22 protein-coding genes are annotated in these 16,116 nt (G+C 61.6%); 12 read left to right on the top strand and 10 right to left on the bottom strand.

Annotation, left to right across the window (positions count from 1 at the left end; all coding sequences use genetic code 11):
- Positions 1-53 precede the first annotated feature (53 nt).
- Both Q1A91_RS09990 and Q1A91_RS09985 read right to left on the bottom strand, forming a co-directional pair.
- Entirely contained in the window at positions 54-473 is a 420-nt protein-coding gene (locus Q1A91_RS09990; RefSeq protein ID WP_299876342.1) for an NUDIX hydrolase, read from the bottom strand.
- Positions 474-481: 8 nt separating this feature from the next.
- The gene (locus Q1A91_RS09985; protein ID WP_299876340.1) at positions 482-1,651 is read right to left on the bottom strand and encodes a MalY/PatB family protein; all 1,170 of its coding nucleotides are present in this window, start codon (positions 1,649-1,651) and stop codon (positions 482-484) included.
- 99 nt (positions 1,652-1,750) lie between these two features.
- On the opposite strand from Q1A91_RS09985, the gene def (Q1A91_RS09980) reads away from it, so the two are divergent.
- The 5 genes from def (Q1A91_RS09980) to Q1A91_RS09960 are packed head-to-tail and all read left to right on the top strand — an operon-like array spanning position 1,751 to position 4,409.
- Positions 1,751-2,269 (top strand): peptide deformylase, encoded by a 519-nt coding sequence (gene def / locus Q1A91_RS09980; protein WP_299876338.1) that lies wholly within the window; start codon positions 1,751-1,753, stop codon positions 2,267-2,269.
- Complete coding sequence (gene def / locus Q1A91_RS09975) at positions 2,266-2,763, top strand: peptide deformylase (RefSeq protein WP_299876336.1); 498 nt, start codon at positions 2,266-2,268, stop codon at positions 2,761-2,763. The genes def (Q1A91_RS09980) and def (Q1A91_RS09975) overlap by 4 nt, the downstream gene beginning before the upstream one ends.
- Entirely contained in the window at positions 2,760-3,254 is a 495-nt protein-coding gene (gene def, locus Q1A91_RS09970; protein ID WP_299876334.1) for a peptide deformylase, read from the top strand. Before def (Q1A91_RS09975) ends, def (Q1A91_RS09970) begins: the two co-directional genes overlap by 4 nt.
- Positions 3,254-4,162 (top strand): methionyl-tRNA formyltransferase, encoded by a 909-nt coding sequence (fmt, locus tag Q1A91_RS09965; protein ID WP_299876332.1) that lies wholly within the window; start codon positions 3,254-3,256, stop codon positions 4,160-4,162. Before def (Q1A91_RS09970) ends, fmt begins: the two co-directional genes overlap by 1 nt.
- Before the next feature lie 10 nt (positions 4,163-4,172).
- The gene (locus Q1A91_RS09960; RefSeq protein WP_299876330.1) at positions 4,173-4,409 is read left to right on the top strand and encodes a hypothetical protein; all 237 of its coding nucleotides are present in this window, start codon (positions 4,173-4,175) and stop codon (positions 4,407-4,409) included.
- A gap of 83 nt (positions 4,410-4,492) precedes the next feature.
- Here the strand turns inward: Q1A91_RS09960 and Q1A91_RS09955 are convergent, their stop codons facing one another.
- The 7 genes from Q1A91_RS09955 to ispH form a co-directional block, all read right to left on the bottom strand.
- Entirely contained in the window at positions 4,493-5,116 is a 624-nt protein-coding gene (locus Q1A91_RS09955; RefSeq protein ID WP_299876328.1) for a trimeric intracellular cation channel family protein, read from the bottom strand.
- Positions 5,113-5,568: a ribonuclease HI gene (gene rnhA, locus Q1A91_RS09950; protein ID WP_299876326.1), complete on the bottom strand. Its 456-nt coding sequence runs from the start codon at positions 5,566-5,568 to the stop codon at positions 5,113-5,115. The genes Q1A91_RS09955 and rnhA overlap by 4 nt, the downstream gene beginning before the upstream one ends.
- Positions 5,561-6,154: a bifunctional 2-polyprenyl-6-hydroxyphenol methylase/3-demethylubiquinol 3-O-methyltransferase UbiG gene (locus Q1A91_RS09945; RefSeq protein ID WP_299876324.1), complete on the bottom strand. Its 594-nt coding sequence runs from the start codon at positions 6,152-6,154 to the stop codon at positions 5,561-5,563. The genes rnhA and Q1A91_RS09945 overlap by 8 nt, the downstream gene beginning before the upstream one ends.
- The gene (locus Q1A91_RS09940; RefSeq protein WP_299876322.1) at positions 6,151-6,603 is read right to left on the bottom strand and encodes a DUF3429 domain-containing protein; all 453 of its coding nucleotides are present in this window, start codon (positions 6,601-6,603) and stop codon (positions 6,151-6,153) included. Before Q1A91_RS09940 ends, Q1A91_RS09945 begins: the two co-directional genes overlap by 4 nt.
- Positions 6,604-6,622: 19 nt before the next feature.
- Entirely contained in the window at positions 6,623-7,237 is a 615-nt protein-coding gene (locus tag Q1A91_RS09935) for a LysE family translocator (protein WP_299876320.1), read from the bottom strand.
- A complete protein-coding gene (locus tag Q1A91_RS09930) occupies positions 7,234-7,713 on the bottom strand; it encodes a putative glycolipid-binding domain-containing protein (RefSeq protein WP_299876318.1) in 480 nt (159 codons plus the stop codon). The genes Q1A91_RS09935 and Q1A91_RS09930 overlap by 4 nt, the downstream gene beginning before the upstream one ends.
- A gap of 62 nt (positions 7,714-7,775) precedes the next feature.
- Complete coding sequence (gene ispH, locus Q1A91_RS09925) at positions 7,776-8,726, bottom strand: 4-hydroxy-3-methylbut-2-enyl diphosphate reductase (RefSeq protein ID WP_299876316.1); 951 nt, start codon at positions 8,724-8,726, stop codon at positions 7,776-7,778.
- A 270-nt stretch (positions 8,727-8,996) separates the two neighbouring features.
- Between ispH and Q1A91_RS09920 the strand changes: the two genes are divergently transcribed.
- A complete protein-coding gene (locus Q1A91_RS09920) occupies positions 8,997-9,959 on the top strand; it encodes a response regulator transcription factor (protein ID WP_299876314.1) in 963 nt (320 codons plus the stop codon).
- 240 nt (positions 9,960-10,199) lie between these two features.
- Here Q1A91_RS09920 and Q1A91_RS09915 read toward each other — a convergent pair whose 3' ends face one another.
- Positions 10,200-10,757, bottom strand: coding sequence for an NYN domain-containing protein (locus tag Q1A91_RS09915; RefSeq protein ID WP_299876312.1), 558 nt, complete (start codon positions 10,755-10,757; stop codon positions 10,200-10,202).
- A gap of 123 nt (positions 10,758-10,880) precedes the next feature.
- Between Q1A91_RS09915 and folK the strand changes: the two genes are divergently transcribed.
- The 6 genes from folK (at position 10,881) to Q1A91_RS09885 (ending at position 16,059) form a co-directional block, all read left to right on the top strand.
- Positions 10,881-11,492: a 2-amino-4-hydroxy-6-hydroxymethyldihydropteridine diphosphokinase gene (gene folK, locus Q1A91_RS09910; protein ID WP_299876310.1), complete on the top strand. Its 612-nt coding sequence runs from the start codon at positions 10,881-10,883 to the stop codon at positions 11,490-11,492.
- A 72-nt stretch (positions 11,493-11,564) separates the two neighbouring features.
- Complete coding sequence (gene rpoZ, locus Q1A91_RS09905) at positions 11,565-11,918, top strand: DNA-directed RNA polymerase subunit omega (RefSeq protein WP_299876308.1); 354 nt, start codon at positions 11,565-11,567, stop codon at positions 11,916-11,918.
- A gap of 34 nt (positions 11,919-11,952) precedes the next feature.
- Positions 11,953-14,103, top strand: a complete 2,151-nt coding sequence (locus tag Q1A91_RS09900; protein WP_299876306.1) for a bifunctional (p)ppGpp synthetase/guanosine-3',5'-bis(diphosphate) 3'-pyrophosphohydrolase — start codon at positions 11,953-11,955, stop codon at positions 14,101-14,103.
- A gap of 44 nt (positions 14,104-14,147) precedes the next feature.
- Positions 14,148-14,825: a DUF2062 domain-containing protein gene (locus tag Q1A91_RS09895; protein WP_299876304.1), complete on the top strand. Its 678-nt coding sequence runs from the start codon at positions 14,148-14,150 to the stop codon at positions 14,823-14,825.
- Positions 14,822-15,571: a pyridoxine 5'-phosphate synthase gene (locus tag Q1A91_RS09890; RefSeq protein ID WP_299876302.1), complete on the top strand. Its 750-nt coding sequence runs from the start codon at positions 14,822-14,824 to the stop codon at positions 15,569-15,571. The genes Q1A91_RS09895 and Q1A91_RS09890 overlap by 4 nt, the downstream gene beginning before the upstream one ends.
- A complete protein-coding gene (locus tag Q1A91_RS09885) occupies positions 15,568-16,059 on the top strand; it encodes a nucleoside deaminase (protein WP_299876300.1) in 492 nt (163 codons plus the stop codon). The genes Q1A91_RS09890 and Q1A91_RS09885 overlap by 4 nt, the downstream gene beginning before the upstream one ends.
- The last annotated feature ends 57 nt before the right edge of the window (positions 16,060-16,116 follow it).

Below are 16,116 nucleotides of genomic sequence, written 5' to 3'. Positions count from 1 at the left end.
ACGGCTGTCCCCGCGGGGACAGATGGCTGTTTTTGGGCGTCAGAGTGGGTGTTTCACACCGTCAGCGCCAGCCGTGCGACCCTGTCCACATGGGCGCTGCACGACAGGTTTGGGCCTTCAATATCATCCAGTGTGAACCATCCCGCATCGCTCACATCGTCGCGCGCCTGTGGCGTGCCAGAGACATAGCGGCACAGGACCGCCGCCAGCAGGAAATGGTACTGCACCTGTCCGTCATCACCGGGCAGGATCACGTCGATGTTGGTCAGATAGGTTTCGGGGGTTGCGACAACCCCGGTTTCCTCATGCAGTTCCCGCGCAGCGGCGGCCAGAGCGGTCTCACCAAGCTCCACATGGCCGCCGGGGAACCCCCACAGCCCTGCGTCAGGCGGATTGCGGCGCTGCACCAGCAGGAGATTGTCTCCCCGCCGCACAACAGCCAGCGCGGCGAGCTTGGGCAGGGGCCGGGTCACGCGCGCGGCTACTGTAAATCGCCAAACGCCTTCGCCAAGCGGTCACAGGCCTCTTCAATCCGGGCGCGGGGCGTGGCGATGTTGAACCGCAGGAAGCTTTCCCCGCCCTTGCCGAAGGTCGGGCCGTGGTTGGCGGCGATGCAGGCAGTCTGCTCCACCCGTTTGGTGAATTCATCCCGGTCCATCCCGGTGCCGTCAAAGTCCACCCAGCTGAGGTATGTCGCCTCCAGCGACATGGACCGCAGGCCGGGGATGGCATTGACCGCATCGTCGAACATCTTGGCGTTCCCGGCGAGGTAGCCGACCAGCTCATCGACCCACTCCGCCCCGGCCGGCGAATAGGCGGCGGTGGCCATGAACAGCCCGAAGGAGTTTGCCGACAAACCCAACGCCGCCATCCGCGCCCCGAATTTTGCGCGCAAATCCGGGTCTGCGATGATCACATTCCCCGAATGCGATCCCGCGATGTTGAAGGTCTTGGTGGTCGCGGTCATCATCACCAGCCGGTCGGTGATCCCGTCGATATGGGCCATGGGAATATGGGTGTGACCGGGCATCACCAGGTCATGGTGGATTTCATCCGACACCAGCACCAGATCGTGCCGCTTGGCGAAATCCGCCACGCCTTGCAACTCGGCCCGCGTCCAGACGCGACCGCCGGGATTGTGGGGGGAGCACAGGATCAGCATCTTTTCCGCGCCGGTCATCTGCGCATCCCAGGCGTCGAAATCCATCGCGTATCTGCCATCTGCCTGGGGCATCTCACATTCGACAACCTTGCGACCGGCGGCGTTAATCACCTTGGCAAAGGCGTGATAGACGGGCGTGAACAGCACGATGCCGTCGCCGGGGGCCGTAAACGCATCCACACACAGCGCCGTGCCGTTGACCAACCCATGGGTGGTGAAGATCCATGCAGGATCCACTTTCCAGCCGTGGCGGTTTTCCATCCACCAGCCGATGGCATCCAGGTATTTGCTGTCATCGCCGAAGTAGCCATAGACGCCATGGTCCACCATCTGCTGCACGGCATCCTGCACCACCTGCGGCGGGCGGAAATCCATGTCAGCCACCCACATCGCCAAACCTGTCTCTGTGGGGACACCGTAGAGGTCCTCCATCTTGTCCCATTTTGCGCAATGGGTGCCGCGGCGGTCGATGATCTCGTCAAAACTCATGGGGGTGCTCCTACGCTATAGGGCCGGAAACTAGCGTGCTCTGCGCTGCCCGCAAGCCCCCGGTTGCACGGGGTGTCGGGTTGACTTACATCACGGGGCATGAAGCGCACGATCCTATTGCACCCCGATCCACGGCTGAAAAAGATGGCCCAACCCGTTGATGACCTCAGCGATGACCTGCGGACACTGGCCGATGACATGCTCAAGACCATGTACGAGGCACCGGGCATCGGCCTTGCCGCGCCGCAGGTGGGTATCCTGCAGCGGCTGATCGTGCTGGATTGCGTCAAGGAAGAAGGGCAGAAACCCCGGCCTTTGATCATGTTCAATCCGCAGGTGATCGCGTCGTCGGACACCGAAAACACCTATGAGGAAGGCTGCCTGAGCATCCCGGATCAATACGCCGATGTGACCCGCCCGGCGGAGGTCGATGTGCGCTGGATTGACCGCGACGGGACTGAGCAGACAGAGCGCTTCGACGGGCTGTGGGCGACCTGCGTGCAGCATGAGATCGACCATCTGGATGGCAAGCTGTTCATCGACTATCTCAAACCGCTCAAACGCCAGATGATCACCCGCAAGATGGTCAAGCTGAAGCGCGAGTTGGCGCGGGGATGAGCGTTCGGGAGATTGTTCTCTGGCCTGATCCGCGGCTGACGGAAACCTGTGCGCCCGTGGCGGAGATCACGCCGGAGATCGAGACACTTGCAAGCGACATGCTGGAGACGATGTATGCCGCACCGGGGCGCGGTTTGGCGGCGCCACAGGTGGGTGTGTTGCAGCGGTTGTTCGTGATGGACGTGGGCTGGAAGGAAGGGAAATCCGACCCGCTGGTCTGCATCAACCCGATGCTGCAAGAGGTGAGCGAGGACCGCGCGTCAAGCGAGGAAGGCTGCCTGAGCATCCCCGGCGTGCTGGCCGAGGTGACCCGGCCTGCGCAGGTGCAGATGGTCTGGACCGGGCTGAACGGTGCGCGTTATGTGCAGAGCTTTGACGGATTTGCCGCGGCTTGTGTGCAGCATGAACTGGACCATCTGGACGGGGTGGTGACCTTTGACCATCTGGCCGCTGAAGACCGGGAGGCGCTGATGGCAGCGTATGCAGCGCAATGACTGTCCGGCGTTTCATTCCCTGGCCCGACAAACGATTGCGTACCCCCTGCGAAGAGGTGGCGGAGGTCACCGATGAGACCCGCGCGCTCTGGGCGGATATGGTGGAGACGATGGACGCCATGCCGGGCGTGGGGCTGGCCGCCTGCCAGATCGGGGTGATGCAACAGGTCGCGGTGGTCGACGCCTCAGCGGAGCGGAACAAGCGGATCTATCTCGCCAATCCGGTGGTGCTGGAAAGCTCTGCCAAGATGAATGTGCATGAGGAAGGCAGCCCGAACCTGCCGGGTGTCTCTGCCAAGGTGACGCGGCCACGCGCGGTGACGGTGCGCTATCTGGATGAGACCGGCACGGTCACACGGCGCGATTTTGTGGGGCTGGAAGCGACAAGCGTGCAGCACCAGATCGACCATCTGGCGGGCAAGATGTATTTTGACCGTTTGAGCAAGGTGAAGCGCGACATGCTGCTGCGCAAAGCCCGGAAGGTGAAGTGATGCGGGTTGTCTTCATGGGGACGCCGGATTTTTCGGTGCCGGTGCTGGAGGCGTTGGTTGAAGCGGGGCATGAGGTGGTTGCCGTCTATTGCCAGCCACCGCGCCCGGCGGGGCGCGGGCAGAAAGAGCGCCCCAGCCCGGTGCAGGCGCGGGCCGAGGCTTTGGGGTTGCAGGTGCGCTATCCGGTGTCGCTGAAGACGGCGGAGGTGCAGGCGGCGTTTGCAACGCTGGGTGCCGATGTCGCGGTCGTCGTCGCCTACGGGCTACTCCTCCCCCAGGTGGTGCTGGATGCACCGGTGCAGGGGTGTCTGAACATTCACGCCAGCCTGCTGCCACGCTGGCGCGGAGCCGCGCCGATCCACCGGGCGATCATGGCGGGGGATGCGGAGACAGGCGTGTGTATCATGCAGATGGAAGCAGGGCTGGATACCGGGCCTGTGTTGCTGCGGCGAGAGACACCGATTGGTGCGGTGGAGACGACGGCGCAGTTGCATGATCGGTTGAGCGTGATGGGCGCAGCGGCGGTGGTCGACGCGCTGGGCAGACTGGATAGTCTGACGCCCATGCCGCAACCGGAGGACGGCGTGACCTACGCTGCCAAGATCGACAAGGCCGAAGCGCGGATTGATTGGAGCCGCGATGCGGTGGAGGTGGATCGCCTGATCCGGGGCCTGTCGCCCTTTCCGGGGGCATGGTTTGTGCATGAGGGTGTGCGGGTTAAGGCGCTGGGCTCGGTTCTGGAGCGGGGGACCGGTGCGCCGGGAGAGGTGTTGGATGACGCCTTGTGCGTGGCCTGTGGGCAGGGTGCCGTCAGGTTGACGCGCTTGCAACGGGCAGGCAAGGCGGCGCAGGATGCGGATGTGTTCCAGCGCGGGGCGCAGATCGCTGCGGGTGCGCGGCTGGACTGAGGAGAGTGCGATGTTTTTGACGCTGTTCGGGACGGTCGTGATTGCCGGCATCATTGGCTATGCCAGCGAGAAGACCGGCTGGACGCAGAATGGTTACATCCAGTCGATCATCATCTGCGTGGGCGGGGCGTTCCTGTTCTACTTCATTCGCATCATGTTCGGGTTCGGATTTGCCTCACCGGGGATGAATGCGATTGTCTCCTCGATCGGGGCGCTGATCATTGTGCCGTTTCACTGGCGGCGCTGACGGTGCCGTCGCCACGGGGGGCGACGGGTGAGGGTTTTCCACCCTCACACTCCCGAGGTTTTTGAACCATTTGGAAGTGGGGTTCAGGTCTTGGGCGGCATGCTTTTGTAGACGGGCAGGTGCCAGCCGAAGGCGAGGGAGCCTGCGCGCAGGGTCCAGCAGGCGCCGGCGCAGGCCAGCAGGGCGATGGTGCTGTCCAGATCGAAGGCACGGGCAAGGGCGGCGGTGGCGGCTCCGACAAAGGCGGCGGTGACGTAAAGCTCGCCCTGTTTGAGGACAATGGGCACTTCATCGACCACCACGTCGCGCATCAGACCGCCCATGCAGCCGGTGATCATGCCCATCAGGATCACGATGATTGCCGATTGGTCCAGTGCGATGGCCACACCTGCGCCGGCGGCCACGGCGATGGACAGGGCAAAACTGTCGAGCCATATGAGCGCGCGCAGGCGGCTTTCAAAGAGATGCGCAGTGAAGAACACCGTGAGTGCCGCTGCGGCGGCGACGGCAAGGTAGGTGGGGTTGTCGATCCAGAAGATCGGGTTGCGGTCCAGCAGCACGTCACGGGTGGTGCCGCCGCCAAGGGCGGTGAGGCTGGCGATAAAGGCAAAGCCGACAATGTCGAGCTGCGCGCGGCTGGCCACCAATGCACCAGTCAGGGCAAAGATCAGCACGGAGGCGTAATCGAGCAGGGCAACTAGGGTCATTTGGGCTTGAACGGCGCCATGCCCGCCCGCGCCAGCGCGTCAGCGCGTTCGTTTTCAGGGTGGCCTGCGTGGCCTTTGACCCATTCCCATGTGACGCTGTGCTGCGCGGTCGCCGCATCCAGGCGTTGCCACAGTTCGGCGTTTTTGACGGGTTTCTTGGCCGCGTTCTTCCAGCCGTTCTTTTTCCAGCCGAAGATCCAGCCGGTGATGCCGTTCTTGACGTAGTTGCTGTCTGTGACCACCGTGATCTCTGTCGGGCGCTCAAGGGTCTCGAGCGCGTGGATGGCGGCAAGAAGCTCCATGCGGTTGTTGGTGGTGTTGGCCTCCCCGCCCTTGAGTTCGCGTTCCTTGACGACCGTGTCGCCGTCGCGGGCCTGCATCAGCGCACCCCAGCCGCCCGGACCGGGGTTTCCTGAGCACGCGCCGTCTGTGTATGCAAAGAGCTTAGCCATATGCGCGCAGGGCTAACCAATCGGCGGGGACGCCGTCCAGCCCTTTTTCGCGCCCCGTGGCACGGGAGGTGACGGTGAAGCCCGCGTCTGCCAGCAGGCCGGAGAGTTCTGCGTCGGTGTAATAGGTGTAAAGCCGCCCGATGGGGTCGCGTTTTTCGCCTGTCCCGGTCTTCAGCGCGATGTGCAGCAGGCCGTTGGCCTTCAACGCGCGGTGCAGGGCAGAGAGGTGGCGGGGCATGTCGGCGCGGGGGGCGTGGAGCAGGCTGAAGTTGGCCCAGATGCCGTCGTAGGCCGCTGCCTCGGAGATGTCATCGAAGGTGGCGACACGGGCGGTCACGCCGGGGTGTTGCGCGGCGATCTCGACCATTTCAGCCACGGCGTCGGTTGCCGTGACGTGCAGGCCCGCTTCTGCCAAGGTGGCCGCCGCGTGTCCCGGTCCGCAGCCGAGGTCAAGGACGTGGCCCCCTGTGGGCAGATCCGCGATGAACGCGCGCAGCAACGGGTCGCGGGTGGCGCCATCACCGGTCAGGGCGACGTAATCACCCACTTTGGCGGCATAGACGGCGAGGGTTTCAGGATCGCTCATGCCCAGATGCCAATCGCGAGGCAGATCAGCACGATCACGGTCAGCTGTATCCGCAGGGTCATCCACCAGCCGGGGGTTAGGTTCCAGCGGTGGAAGAAGAAATCAAGGATCAGCACCGCAAGAAACCCGGTGGCGAGGTTGGTCAGCGCGCTGACCGCACCGGTGCCGGGCATGAAGAACCACCACAGTGCAGGCAGCACTGACAGCGCGTAGGCCGCCACCGCGCGGCCGCCGCTGGCTTTGGTGGCAAAGCCCCAGAGCACCCCGGACATGAACGGCAGGATAATCCCGCCGTAGCGGATCATGATCAGCCGACCGTCGCCAGAGAGGGCAGGGGGCAGGTTTGCCTCCCGCCCGCCGGACAGACCAAGGATCAGCAGGGCGGCCCAGACAAAGGGGATCAGCCCGGCGATGCCAAGCAAAAGGGCTGGGGCGGGGATGCGGCTCATCAGTCAAGGGTCCTTTGGGTCATGCACGTTCCAGCGCCAGCCGCCCGGCCAGTGCGGCAAAGATGGCGGCGAAAGACCGGCTGAGCCAGCGCATCACCACCTCGGATCCCAGCAGCCAGGTCCGGGCGGCAGCGGCAAAACAGCCGTAGAGGATAAAGACCGCAAAGGTCATCAGCATGAAGATCGCGCCCATCATCACCATCTCAGACGTTGCCGTTGCCGCCGCGCCGCTGAGGAACGGGGGCAGCAGGGCCAGAAAGAAGATCGACAGTTTGGGGTTGAGGATATTGATCAACGCGCCGCGCCGGGCAATGCGCCAGCCGCTGTCGCGCGTTTGGGTGCCCGAGACGTTCAGCGCCCCGCCAGAGGACAGGCTCTGCCACGCCAGATAGAGAAGATAGGCCACCCCGGCGAATTTGATCACCGTGAACAGCAAAGCAGACGTATGCAGCACAGCAGCCAGCCCCAGCGTCGCGGCGGCCAGATGCGGGACGATCCCGAAGGTACACCCAAGTGCGGCCCAGAGGGCGGCACGGCGGCCTTGGCCAAGGCCCAGAGCAAGGGTGTATATCACCCCGGTGCCGGGCGCGATGACGACGACAAAGGCCGTCAGGAGGAATTGCAGGGTGATCATGATGAAGCCTTTGTTCGCTTGCAGACACCGGGATAGTCTGTGACCAGACCGTCTTTGTCGAGGGAAAGCAACGCTGTAAATCCACTGAGTGTGTTCTCGTACCGCCAGCCGTCCTCTACTTTGGTATAGCGTTGCGATACAATTCGCGGTGAGAGCGTTGGAACGGGAATAAAGAGCACGTCAATCGTCGCGTCCGCTATGCCCTGTTTTTCCAGTCTCCGAATGGGGTAAGTGTTGGTTAATGCGGTGCAGGCGATGTCCGGATCAAGGGCATTCCGACTGCAGGGCAAGATCAATCCGTTCGCATCTTTCCAGCCGTCCATTGTGCGGTGCAGCTTCAGTTCATGCTTGCCAGCATCAGTAGACGTGATGACGTTTACAAAAGTGCATTCGAAGGATGCCGTGCAGGAAAGCCAATATCGCGTCTGGCCCTGCTTCCCGGATGCACGCCATCCATCAGGGCCTTCGAGGATCACTGCGCGATCCTCTGTGCCGTCTGCCCATGACCAGCTGGCTGAAAGCCTTTTGATCGGATCATTCAGGCCGGTTCGCGCAGCACGCGGGGCACTTTGAACTCCACATTCTCCACCGCTGTCTCAACCAGTTGCTCGGTCACGGTATAGCGGTCCTTGAAGGCGTCGATGACTTCGTTGATCAGCACCTCGGGGGCGGAGGCACCTGCGGTGATGCCGATGCTGCTGATCCCGTCCAGCGCACGCCAGTCGATGTCCGTGGCGCGCTGCACCAGTTGCGCATAGGCGCAGCCTGCCCGCGCGCCGACCTCCACCAGACGTCTGGAGTTTGATGAATTGGGCGCGCCGACCACCAGCATCGCGTCGCATTTGGGGGCCATCGCCTTGACGGCTTCCTGACGGTTGGTGGTGGCGTAGCAGATGTCTTCCTTGTGCGGGCCGACAATGGCGGGGAACCGCGCCTTGAGGGCGGCGACAATGTCGGCGGTGTCGTCCACGCTGAGGGTGGTTTGGGTGACATAGGCAAGCTTGGCTGGATCGCGGACCTCGACCGTTGCCACGTCTTCGGGGGTTTCCACCAGCAGCACGTCGCCCTCGGGCAGTTGCCCCATGGTGCCCACGGTTTCGGGGTGGCCTTCATGGCCGATCATGATCATCTGCAACCCGTTGTCGGCGTGGCGCTGGGCTTCGATATGCACCTTGGAGACAAGCGGGCAGGTCGCATCGACATAGACCATGTTGCGGGCCTGCGCGGCGCTGGGCACGGATTTCGGCACGCCATGGGCGGAAAAAATCACCGGCCGGTCGTCGGGGCATTCCGAGAGTTCCTCGACAAACACCGCGCCCTTGTCGCGCAGGCTGTCCACGACAAATTTGTTGTGCACGATTTCGTGGCGCACATAGACGGGCGCGCCCCATTTCTCCAACGCCATTTCAACGATCTTGATGGCCCGGTCCACGCCTGCGCAAAAGCCACGGGGCGCGGCGAGGTATAGGGTCAGTGGCGATTGGGTCATGGCGCTCTCCTGTGTCACGACAGACCTAATACCTGCGCAGGCCAAGGTCCAGTTTCACCAGCGTCGCAGCTGCGAAGAAAACCCTTGGGTTTAGGTGCGGTTAACGGTTTCAACTTTAAGTGACAAAACCTGTGGATTTTGTCCTATATTAACATTACAACCGAAAGACCTCTCTATACGTACGACGGATAAATGCCTGACAGCCCATAGTTTTTCACCTTTGATCGGCTTCTGTGTGCTTTGGCGTGAGTCCCGGGAAGGGAAGAATAGATGCGCATACTTGTTGTCGATGATGATGTAATTATCCTTGAGATCATCGAGATTTTCCTTCTCTCCATTGGTTACGAAGATGTGCATTTCGCCCGATCGGGAGGAGAGGCACTCAGCCATATCGACTTTTCCGACACGCCGTTTGACTGCATCCTGCTGGATGTGAGCATGCCTCGGATGACGGGGATCGAGCTGATCACCCATATCCGCAGGATCAAAGGGTATGAGATTGTGCCGATCATCATGCTGAGCGCGCTCAGTGACAGACATCACATGGCGCAGGCATTTGTCGCGGGGGCATGGGATTACATCCCCAAGCCGTTCGAGATGTTCGAGCTTGAAACCCGCATCCACGCCGCGGAATTGCGCAATGCCGATCTGGCCCGCTGGATGCGCGCGCCGACGCAGGCGCCTGAACAGCTTGAGAATGCCTTTCGCCGTCACTGCGCAGCGCAGCGGCAGGGGGAGGAGGATCCGCAGACGGAAACCGGTATGGTCACCGATGATGTGTTCGAAAACTGCCTGCAACGGATTGCCAGGCCAACCCGCCAAAGCCTTTCGGTTGTGATGATGAAGATCGAAAACCTTGCAGCCATCACCAGCGCCCTGCGCACTGCGGAGGGGGAGCGGTATCTGGTGCATCTGTCACAACATCTGACCCAGGAAATGGCAGAGCTGGACGGGATCGTCTCTTATCAGGGGGAGGGGGTCTTCATGGGCCTCGCCCACAGCAGCCACGAAGGGGAAACTGCGTCGATGATTGCTGCTTTTGAACGGGCGGCCCTGAAAGCGGACACTCGGTTTTTCCCAGCCGCCCAGCACCGCACGATTTTCCGGTTGGGACAGGTGAAGTATCGTGATCTGCCCTATGACGCGGAGCCGCTTTTCCTGCTGCAAGCGGCATCACGTGATCTGGATGAAGCCGCAGATTCCGAAGTGCGCATCGCGCGGCGGCCGAACTAGGGTCTGTTGACATTCATCAGGGGTTCACCCCTTCTCCACCCCGTGCCTGCCACGCTCGGATCGCCGGACCACGGGCTGCTGCCGGCGTACCGACCTGGCCCCTCTTTTTGGCCAAAAATATCCCTGCGCACCATCAGACCCCGCGGGACAATTGCCTGTGCGCGCGCGGGTCCCTCAAACAGCAAAAAGCCCCGGTGACCGGGGCTCTTGGCAGATGGACCAGCTTGATGGGTCCTGACCCTACCGCCCGACGGTGTCGGCGCCGCCTTCACGGGGGGGACGGCCGATCACGTCGCGCAATTCTTCCAGCTCAATGAAGTTGTCCGCCTGACGGCGCAGATCGTCGGAGATCATCGGAGGCTGGCTGCGGATCGTCGACACCACAGAGACGCGCACGCCCTGCCGTTGCAGGCTTTCCACCAGCGGGCGGAAATCGCCGTCGCCGGAGAAGATGACAATGTGATCCACGCGCGGGGCCAGTTCCATCGCATCAACGGCCAGTTCGATGTCCATGTTGCCCTTCACCTTCCGGCGGCCCATGCTGTCGGTGTATTCCTTGGCGGGTTTGGTCACCATGGAAAATCCGTTGTAATTCAGCCAGTCCACCAGCGGGCGAATGGGGGAATATTCGTCATTTTCCAAAAGCGCGGTGTAATAGAACGCGCGCAGCAACTTGCCCCGGCGCATGAACTCCTGCCGCAGCAGTTTGTAGTCAATGTCAAACCCGAGGGTTTTCGCAGCTGCGTATAGGTTGGAGCCATCAATAAACAGCGCCAGACGCTCGTCCTTGTAAAACATATGTATCCTTTCAGCGTCGACCACGCCTGAAGATAGTGAAAATGTGTTGTGTCAGAGACTGAAGTAGAACCAATTAACAAACCAGCGCCTTCAATTCCGGCGCATCACTATGGATTTTTGATCATGTCGCAAGCCTTGGGTCACGGGGAAAACGGCGGTCTACCGCTCAAAACCAACGATGATGTCCTAATTGCACTTGGGTCTAACCTTACGTCATCTGCCGGTTCGCCCGCAGATACCCTCAATATGGCGCTGATTGCGCTAAAGGAAAAGGGGGCGGTGATTCGTTGTCGGAGTCCAATTTATCGAACCCCGGCGTTTCCCGCTGGCGCAGGCCCCGACTTTGCCAATGCAGCAGCGCGGCTGGCGTTGCCCGGCCCTCCTGAGGAGGTGCTGGCGGTGTTGCACGGGATTGAAGCCGATCTGGGTCGCGTACGCCGGGCCCGATGGGGCGAACGCATGATTGATCTGGATCTGATTGCCATCGGCGATTTGCTGTTGCCTGACCTCCATACCCATGCGCGCTGGCGTCAGCTTGAACTGTCGCAACAAATGGCCGAGGCGCCAGAGGAACTGGTCCTGCCGCACCCGCGTTTGCAAGACCGCGCCTTTGTGCTGGTGCCGCTTGCCGATGTCGCGCCGGACTGGCGCCACCCGGCCCTGAACCGCACCGTGACCGAGATGCTGGAGGCCCTGCCGCAGGCTGATCGCGACAGCGTTGTGGTGATGCAATAGACGCTTGTAAATCAGGAGAATCCGCCCTAGATAACCGTCTTCTGACCGCATTTGCTGAAATTGGAGTATTCCATGGCCCGCGTAACCGTCGAAGACTGTGTCGATAAAGTTCCCAACCGTTTTGATCTGGTGATGCTGGCCGCACATCGGGCGCGGGAAATTTCCGCGGGTTCTGCTGTGACTGTGGACCGCGACAACGACAAGAACCCGGTTGTCTCCCTGCGGGAGATTGCGGAAGAAACGCAGTCAGCCGATGATCTGCGTGAGCGTCTGATCGAAAGCAACCAGAGCCAGATCGAAGTCGATGAGCCTGAAGAAGACGCCATGGCGCTTTTGATGGGTCAGGAGCAGGACAAGCCTGAAGAAGACAGCATGTCCGAAGAGATGTTGCTGCGTCAGTTGATGGCGGCGCAAGGTCAGGGCTGACGCCGTTCTGACCGGAGGCTGAAAGGCACCGGCGATGCAGACCGCAGAGATCAGTGCTGATGCCTTGCTGGACCTTGTCAGGGCCTACAACCCAAAAACCAACGCGCCGCTGATCAAGGCGGCGTTTGACTATGGCGCGAAGATGCACGAGGGGCAGAGCCGCCACTCGGGCGAGCCGTATTTCACCCATCCCGTCGCTGTCGCTGCCATTCTGACCGAACAGCAGCTGGACGACGCCACGCTGATCACCGCATTGCTGCACGACACGATTGAGGACACCAAAGCCTCTTTCACGGATGTGGAGGAGATGTTCGGCCTTGAGGTGGCGGAATTGGTCGACGGCGTGACCAAGCTGACCAACCTGCAACTGAACTCAACCGAGACCAAGCAGGCCGAGAACTTTCGCAAGCTCTTTATGGCGATGTCCAAGGATCTGCGGGTGATCTTGGTCAAGCTGGCAGACCGGCTGCACAACATGCGCACCATCAAGGCGATGCGCCCCGAAAAGCAGGCCCAGAAAGCACGCGAAACGATGGACATCTATGCACCACTGGCAGGCCGGATGGGCATGCAGTGGATGCGTGAGGAGCTGGAGGATCTGGCGTTCAAGGTGCTCAACCCTGAAGGCCGCGCCAGCATCATGCGCCGCTTCATCACGCTGCAACGCGAAAGCGGCGATGTGATCCAGCGGATCACCACCGACATGCGCCATGAGCTGGAGCGCGCGGGCGTGATCGCTGATGTGTTCGGCCGCGCCAAGAAACCCTATTCCATCTGGCGCAAGATGGAGGAGAAGGAGCAAAGTTTCTCCCGGCTCAGCGACATTTATGGCTTCCGCGTGATCACCGGCACCGAAGAAGATTGTTACCGCACGCTGGGCGCGATCCATCAGCGCTGGCGCGCGGTGCCGGGGCGGTTCAAGGATTACATCAGCCAGCCCAAATCCAACGGCTATCGGTCGATCCACACCACGGTTTCGGGCCGGGACGGCAAGCGGGTCGAGGTGCAGATCAGAACGCGGCAGATGCACGACGTGGCCGAAACCGGCGTGGCGGCGCATTGGTCCTATCGCGACGGGGTGCGCACGCAGAACCCCTTTGCCGTGGACCCGGCCAAGTGGATTTCGCAACTGACCGAACAATTCGATGCCGAGGATGATCACGAGGATTTTCTGGAAGCGGTGAAGTTGGAAATGTACGCCGACCAGGTGTTCTGCTTCACGCCGAAGGGGGATGTGGTCAAGCTGCCGCGTGGAGCGACGCCGATTGATTTTGCCTATGCCATTCACACCCGCATCGGCAACGCCTGTGTGGGCGCCAAGGTGGACGGCATGCGCGTGCCCCTGTGGACCCGCGTGAAGAACGGCCAGAGCATTGAGATCATCAGCGCCGAAGGCCAGACTCCGCAAGCCACATGGCTGGACATTGCCACCACCGGCAAGGCCAAAAGCGCCATCCGCCGGTCGCTGCGCGCGGTGGACAGGGAGCGGTTTGTGAAGCTGGGGCAGGAGCTTGCCCGCTCTGCTTTTGCGCAGGTGGGGCGCAAGGCCACGGACAAGGCGCTGCGCACAGCCTGCAAGAACATGCGGCTGGAAAGCGTCGAAGACCTGTTGGCGCAGCTGGGCAGTTCGGAGCTGACAGGCCGCGAGGTGGTGCAGGCGGTTTATGCCGATCTTGCCCCGCGCAAGAGCGACCAGATCAACGCGCAGGAAGCGGTTGTTGGTCTGGAACCCGGCCAGTCTTTTGACCGCGGCACCTGTTGTCGCCCGCTGCCCGGTGAGCGGATCATCGGCATTACATTTCGCGGCAAGGGTGTGACGGTCCATACCATCGATTGCGAAAAGCTGAGCGTGTATGAAGACCAGCCCGAGCGCTGGATCGACCTGCGCTGGCATGAGGGCAATCACCCTGCGGTATACGATGTGACCATCGATCTGACCCTCGGCAACGGCACCGGCAATCTGGGGCGCATCTGCACCTTGATCGGCGAGGCCGCCGCCAATATTTCAGACTTGGAATTTATCGAACGAAAACCTGACTTTTACCGCCTTCTGATCTATGTCTCATTGCGAGACATTGAACACCTTCATGCCCTGATGCTGACACTCGAAGCCGATAGTGATGTTGCGCAAATCAGGCGGCATCGGAATGGGGATGCGTCTAAACGAGAGAAACAGAGTGTCTGACACATGCGCCGGTCAGGGATTTTGAATAGCAGTGGAAACCAGATTTGATTTTCAAGCGCCGCGATCCGAAACCAGCTTTGCGCGCGGTGGCCGAATTTCTGTGGCCGCGCGGCGGCTGGACGCGCGCGTTCTACTACGTCCGGCATCGGATGAAGCGGCTGCCCGACAGCCCTGACCGCATTGCGCGGGGCGTCTGGGCGGGTGTTTTCACGGCCTTTACGCCATTCTATGGCATTCACTTTCTGATCGCTTTCCTCATTGCCCGCGCGATGAAGGGCAATGTGCTGGCGGCCTTGATGGGCACGTTTTTTGGCAATCCGCTGACCTATGTGCCCATTGGTGTGGTCGCCTTGCAGACCGGTCATGTCATTCTGGGCACCAAGATGGACGAAGCCGTGCATCGGTCGCTGGGCGGTAAGTTTGTCGATGCGGGTGCGGATTTGTGGCATAACCTCAAGGCAATTTTCACCGATGAGAAGATGGATTGGGCCGGTCTTGCGGTGTTCCGCGAAGAGGTGTTCTACCCCTATCTGATCGGAGGCATTCTGCCGGGGCTGATCTGCGCCACGATTTGTTACTACCTGATGGTGCCGCTGCTCTACGCTTATCAAAAGCGCCGCCGCGGGATGCTGAAGGCGAAATTCGAAGAATTGAAACAGAAGGCCGCCGCCAAGGCAGATGCCAAGCGCAAGGCCAAGGGACCGGGGGAAGGGACACCATGACCACGACTGAGAAACTGCGGCTGGGTGTGAACATTGATCATGTGGCAACCGTGCGGAATGCGCGGGGGGGCGATACGCCCGATCCGCTGCGCGCGGCGCGCATCGCCGAAGAGGCGGGCGCGGATGGCATTACCGCGCATCTGCGCGAAGACCGGCGCCATATCTCTGACGCGGATATCGAAGGGCTGATGGATATGCTGACCGTGCCCCTTAATTTCGAGATGGCCGCGACAGAGGAGATGCAGCAGATCGCATTGCGTCACAGACCGCATGCGGTCTGCATCGTGCCCGAGAAGCGGGAAGAGCGCACAACCGAAGGTGGGCTGGAAGTGGCACGTGACGAGAACCGTCTGGCCCATTACATCGCCCCCCTGCGCGATGCCGGATGCCGCGTGTCGATCTTTATTGCAGCCGATCAGCGGCAGGTCGACGCCGCGCACCGCATTGGTGCCGAAGTGATTGAACTGCATTCGGGTGCCTATTGCGACGCCCACCACGAGGGCCGTTTTGAGGATCGCGACCGGGAGTTGCAGGCCCTGCGGGAGATGTCGACCTACGCCCATGGGTTGGGCCTTGAGGTGCATGTGGGCCACGGTCTGACCTATGAGACCGTGCAGCCTGTCGCCGCTTTCCCCGAAGCGCGGGAGCTCAACATCGGGCATTTCCTGATCGGAGAGGCGATTTTCCGGGGATTGCAGCCCGCCATGGCAGAGATGCGGCGGTTGATGGATGAGGCGCGGGGGTGACGGGTACCACGACCGCTACGGATCTTGAGTGGGAGGTGATGGAGAGCATCAATCACTGGGCTGTGGAAATTGGCGCGACGGAGACGGGTCCGGCCTTCACTGCTGCCATTCTGCATGAGGGCCGCGAACTGGTCCGTGGACGCAACACCGCACGGGCGGATCAGGACCCCACGCACCACGCCGAAGTTGTGACCATCGCCAAAGCCGCTGCTGCGCTGGGCCGCAGGAACCTGTCGGGCTGTACGCTGGTTTCCTCCTGCCAGCCCTGCGAGATGTGTCTGGCCGCGATGCGCTGGGCCGGGATCGACCGGGTGATCTTTGGCGCGCGGCAGGAGGACATCGACGCGGAGATGTTCCGCTTTCCAGACCTGACCCTGCCGCAGTTTCACGCCGCCTGCGGGGGCGCGTTCGACTATGCGGGTGGGGTGCATGATCAGGTGGTGCTGCATCTTTACCGCGATACGGCAAAGCGGTGGAGCAAGGAATGAGCGCCTGATGCGCCCCAGTTGATCAGGCGCGTGCGTGCGTATATATTCAATATGAAT

The sequence above is a fragment of the uncultured Sulfitobacter sp. genome (assembly GCF_947500075.1).
Classification (GTDB): Bacteria; Pseudomonadota; Alphaproteobacteria; order Rhodobacterales; family Rhodobacteraceae; genus Sulfitobacter.
This window is presented reverse-complemented; position numbering and strand designations above follow the sequence as displayed.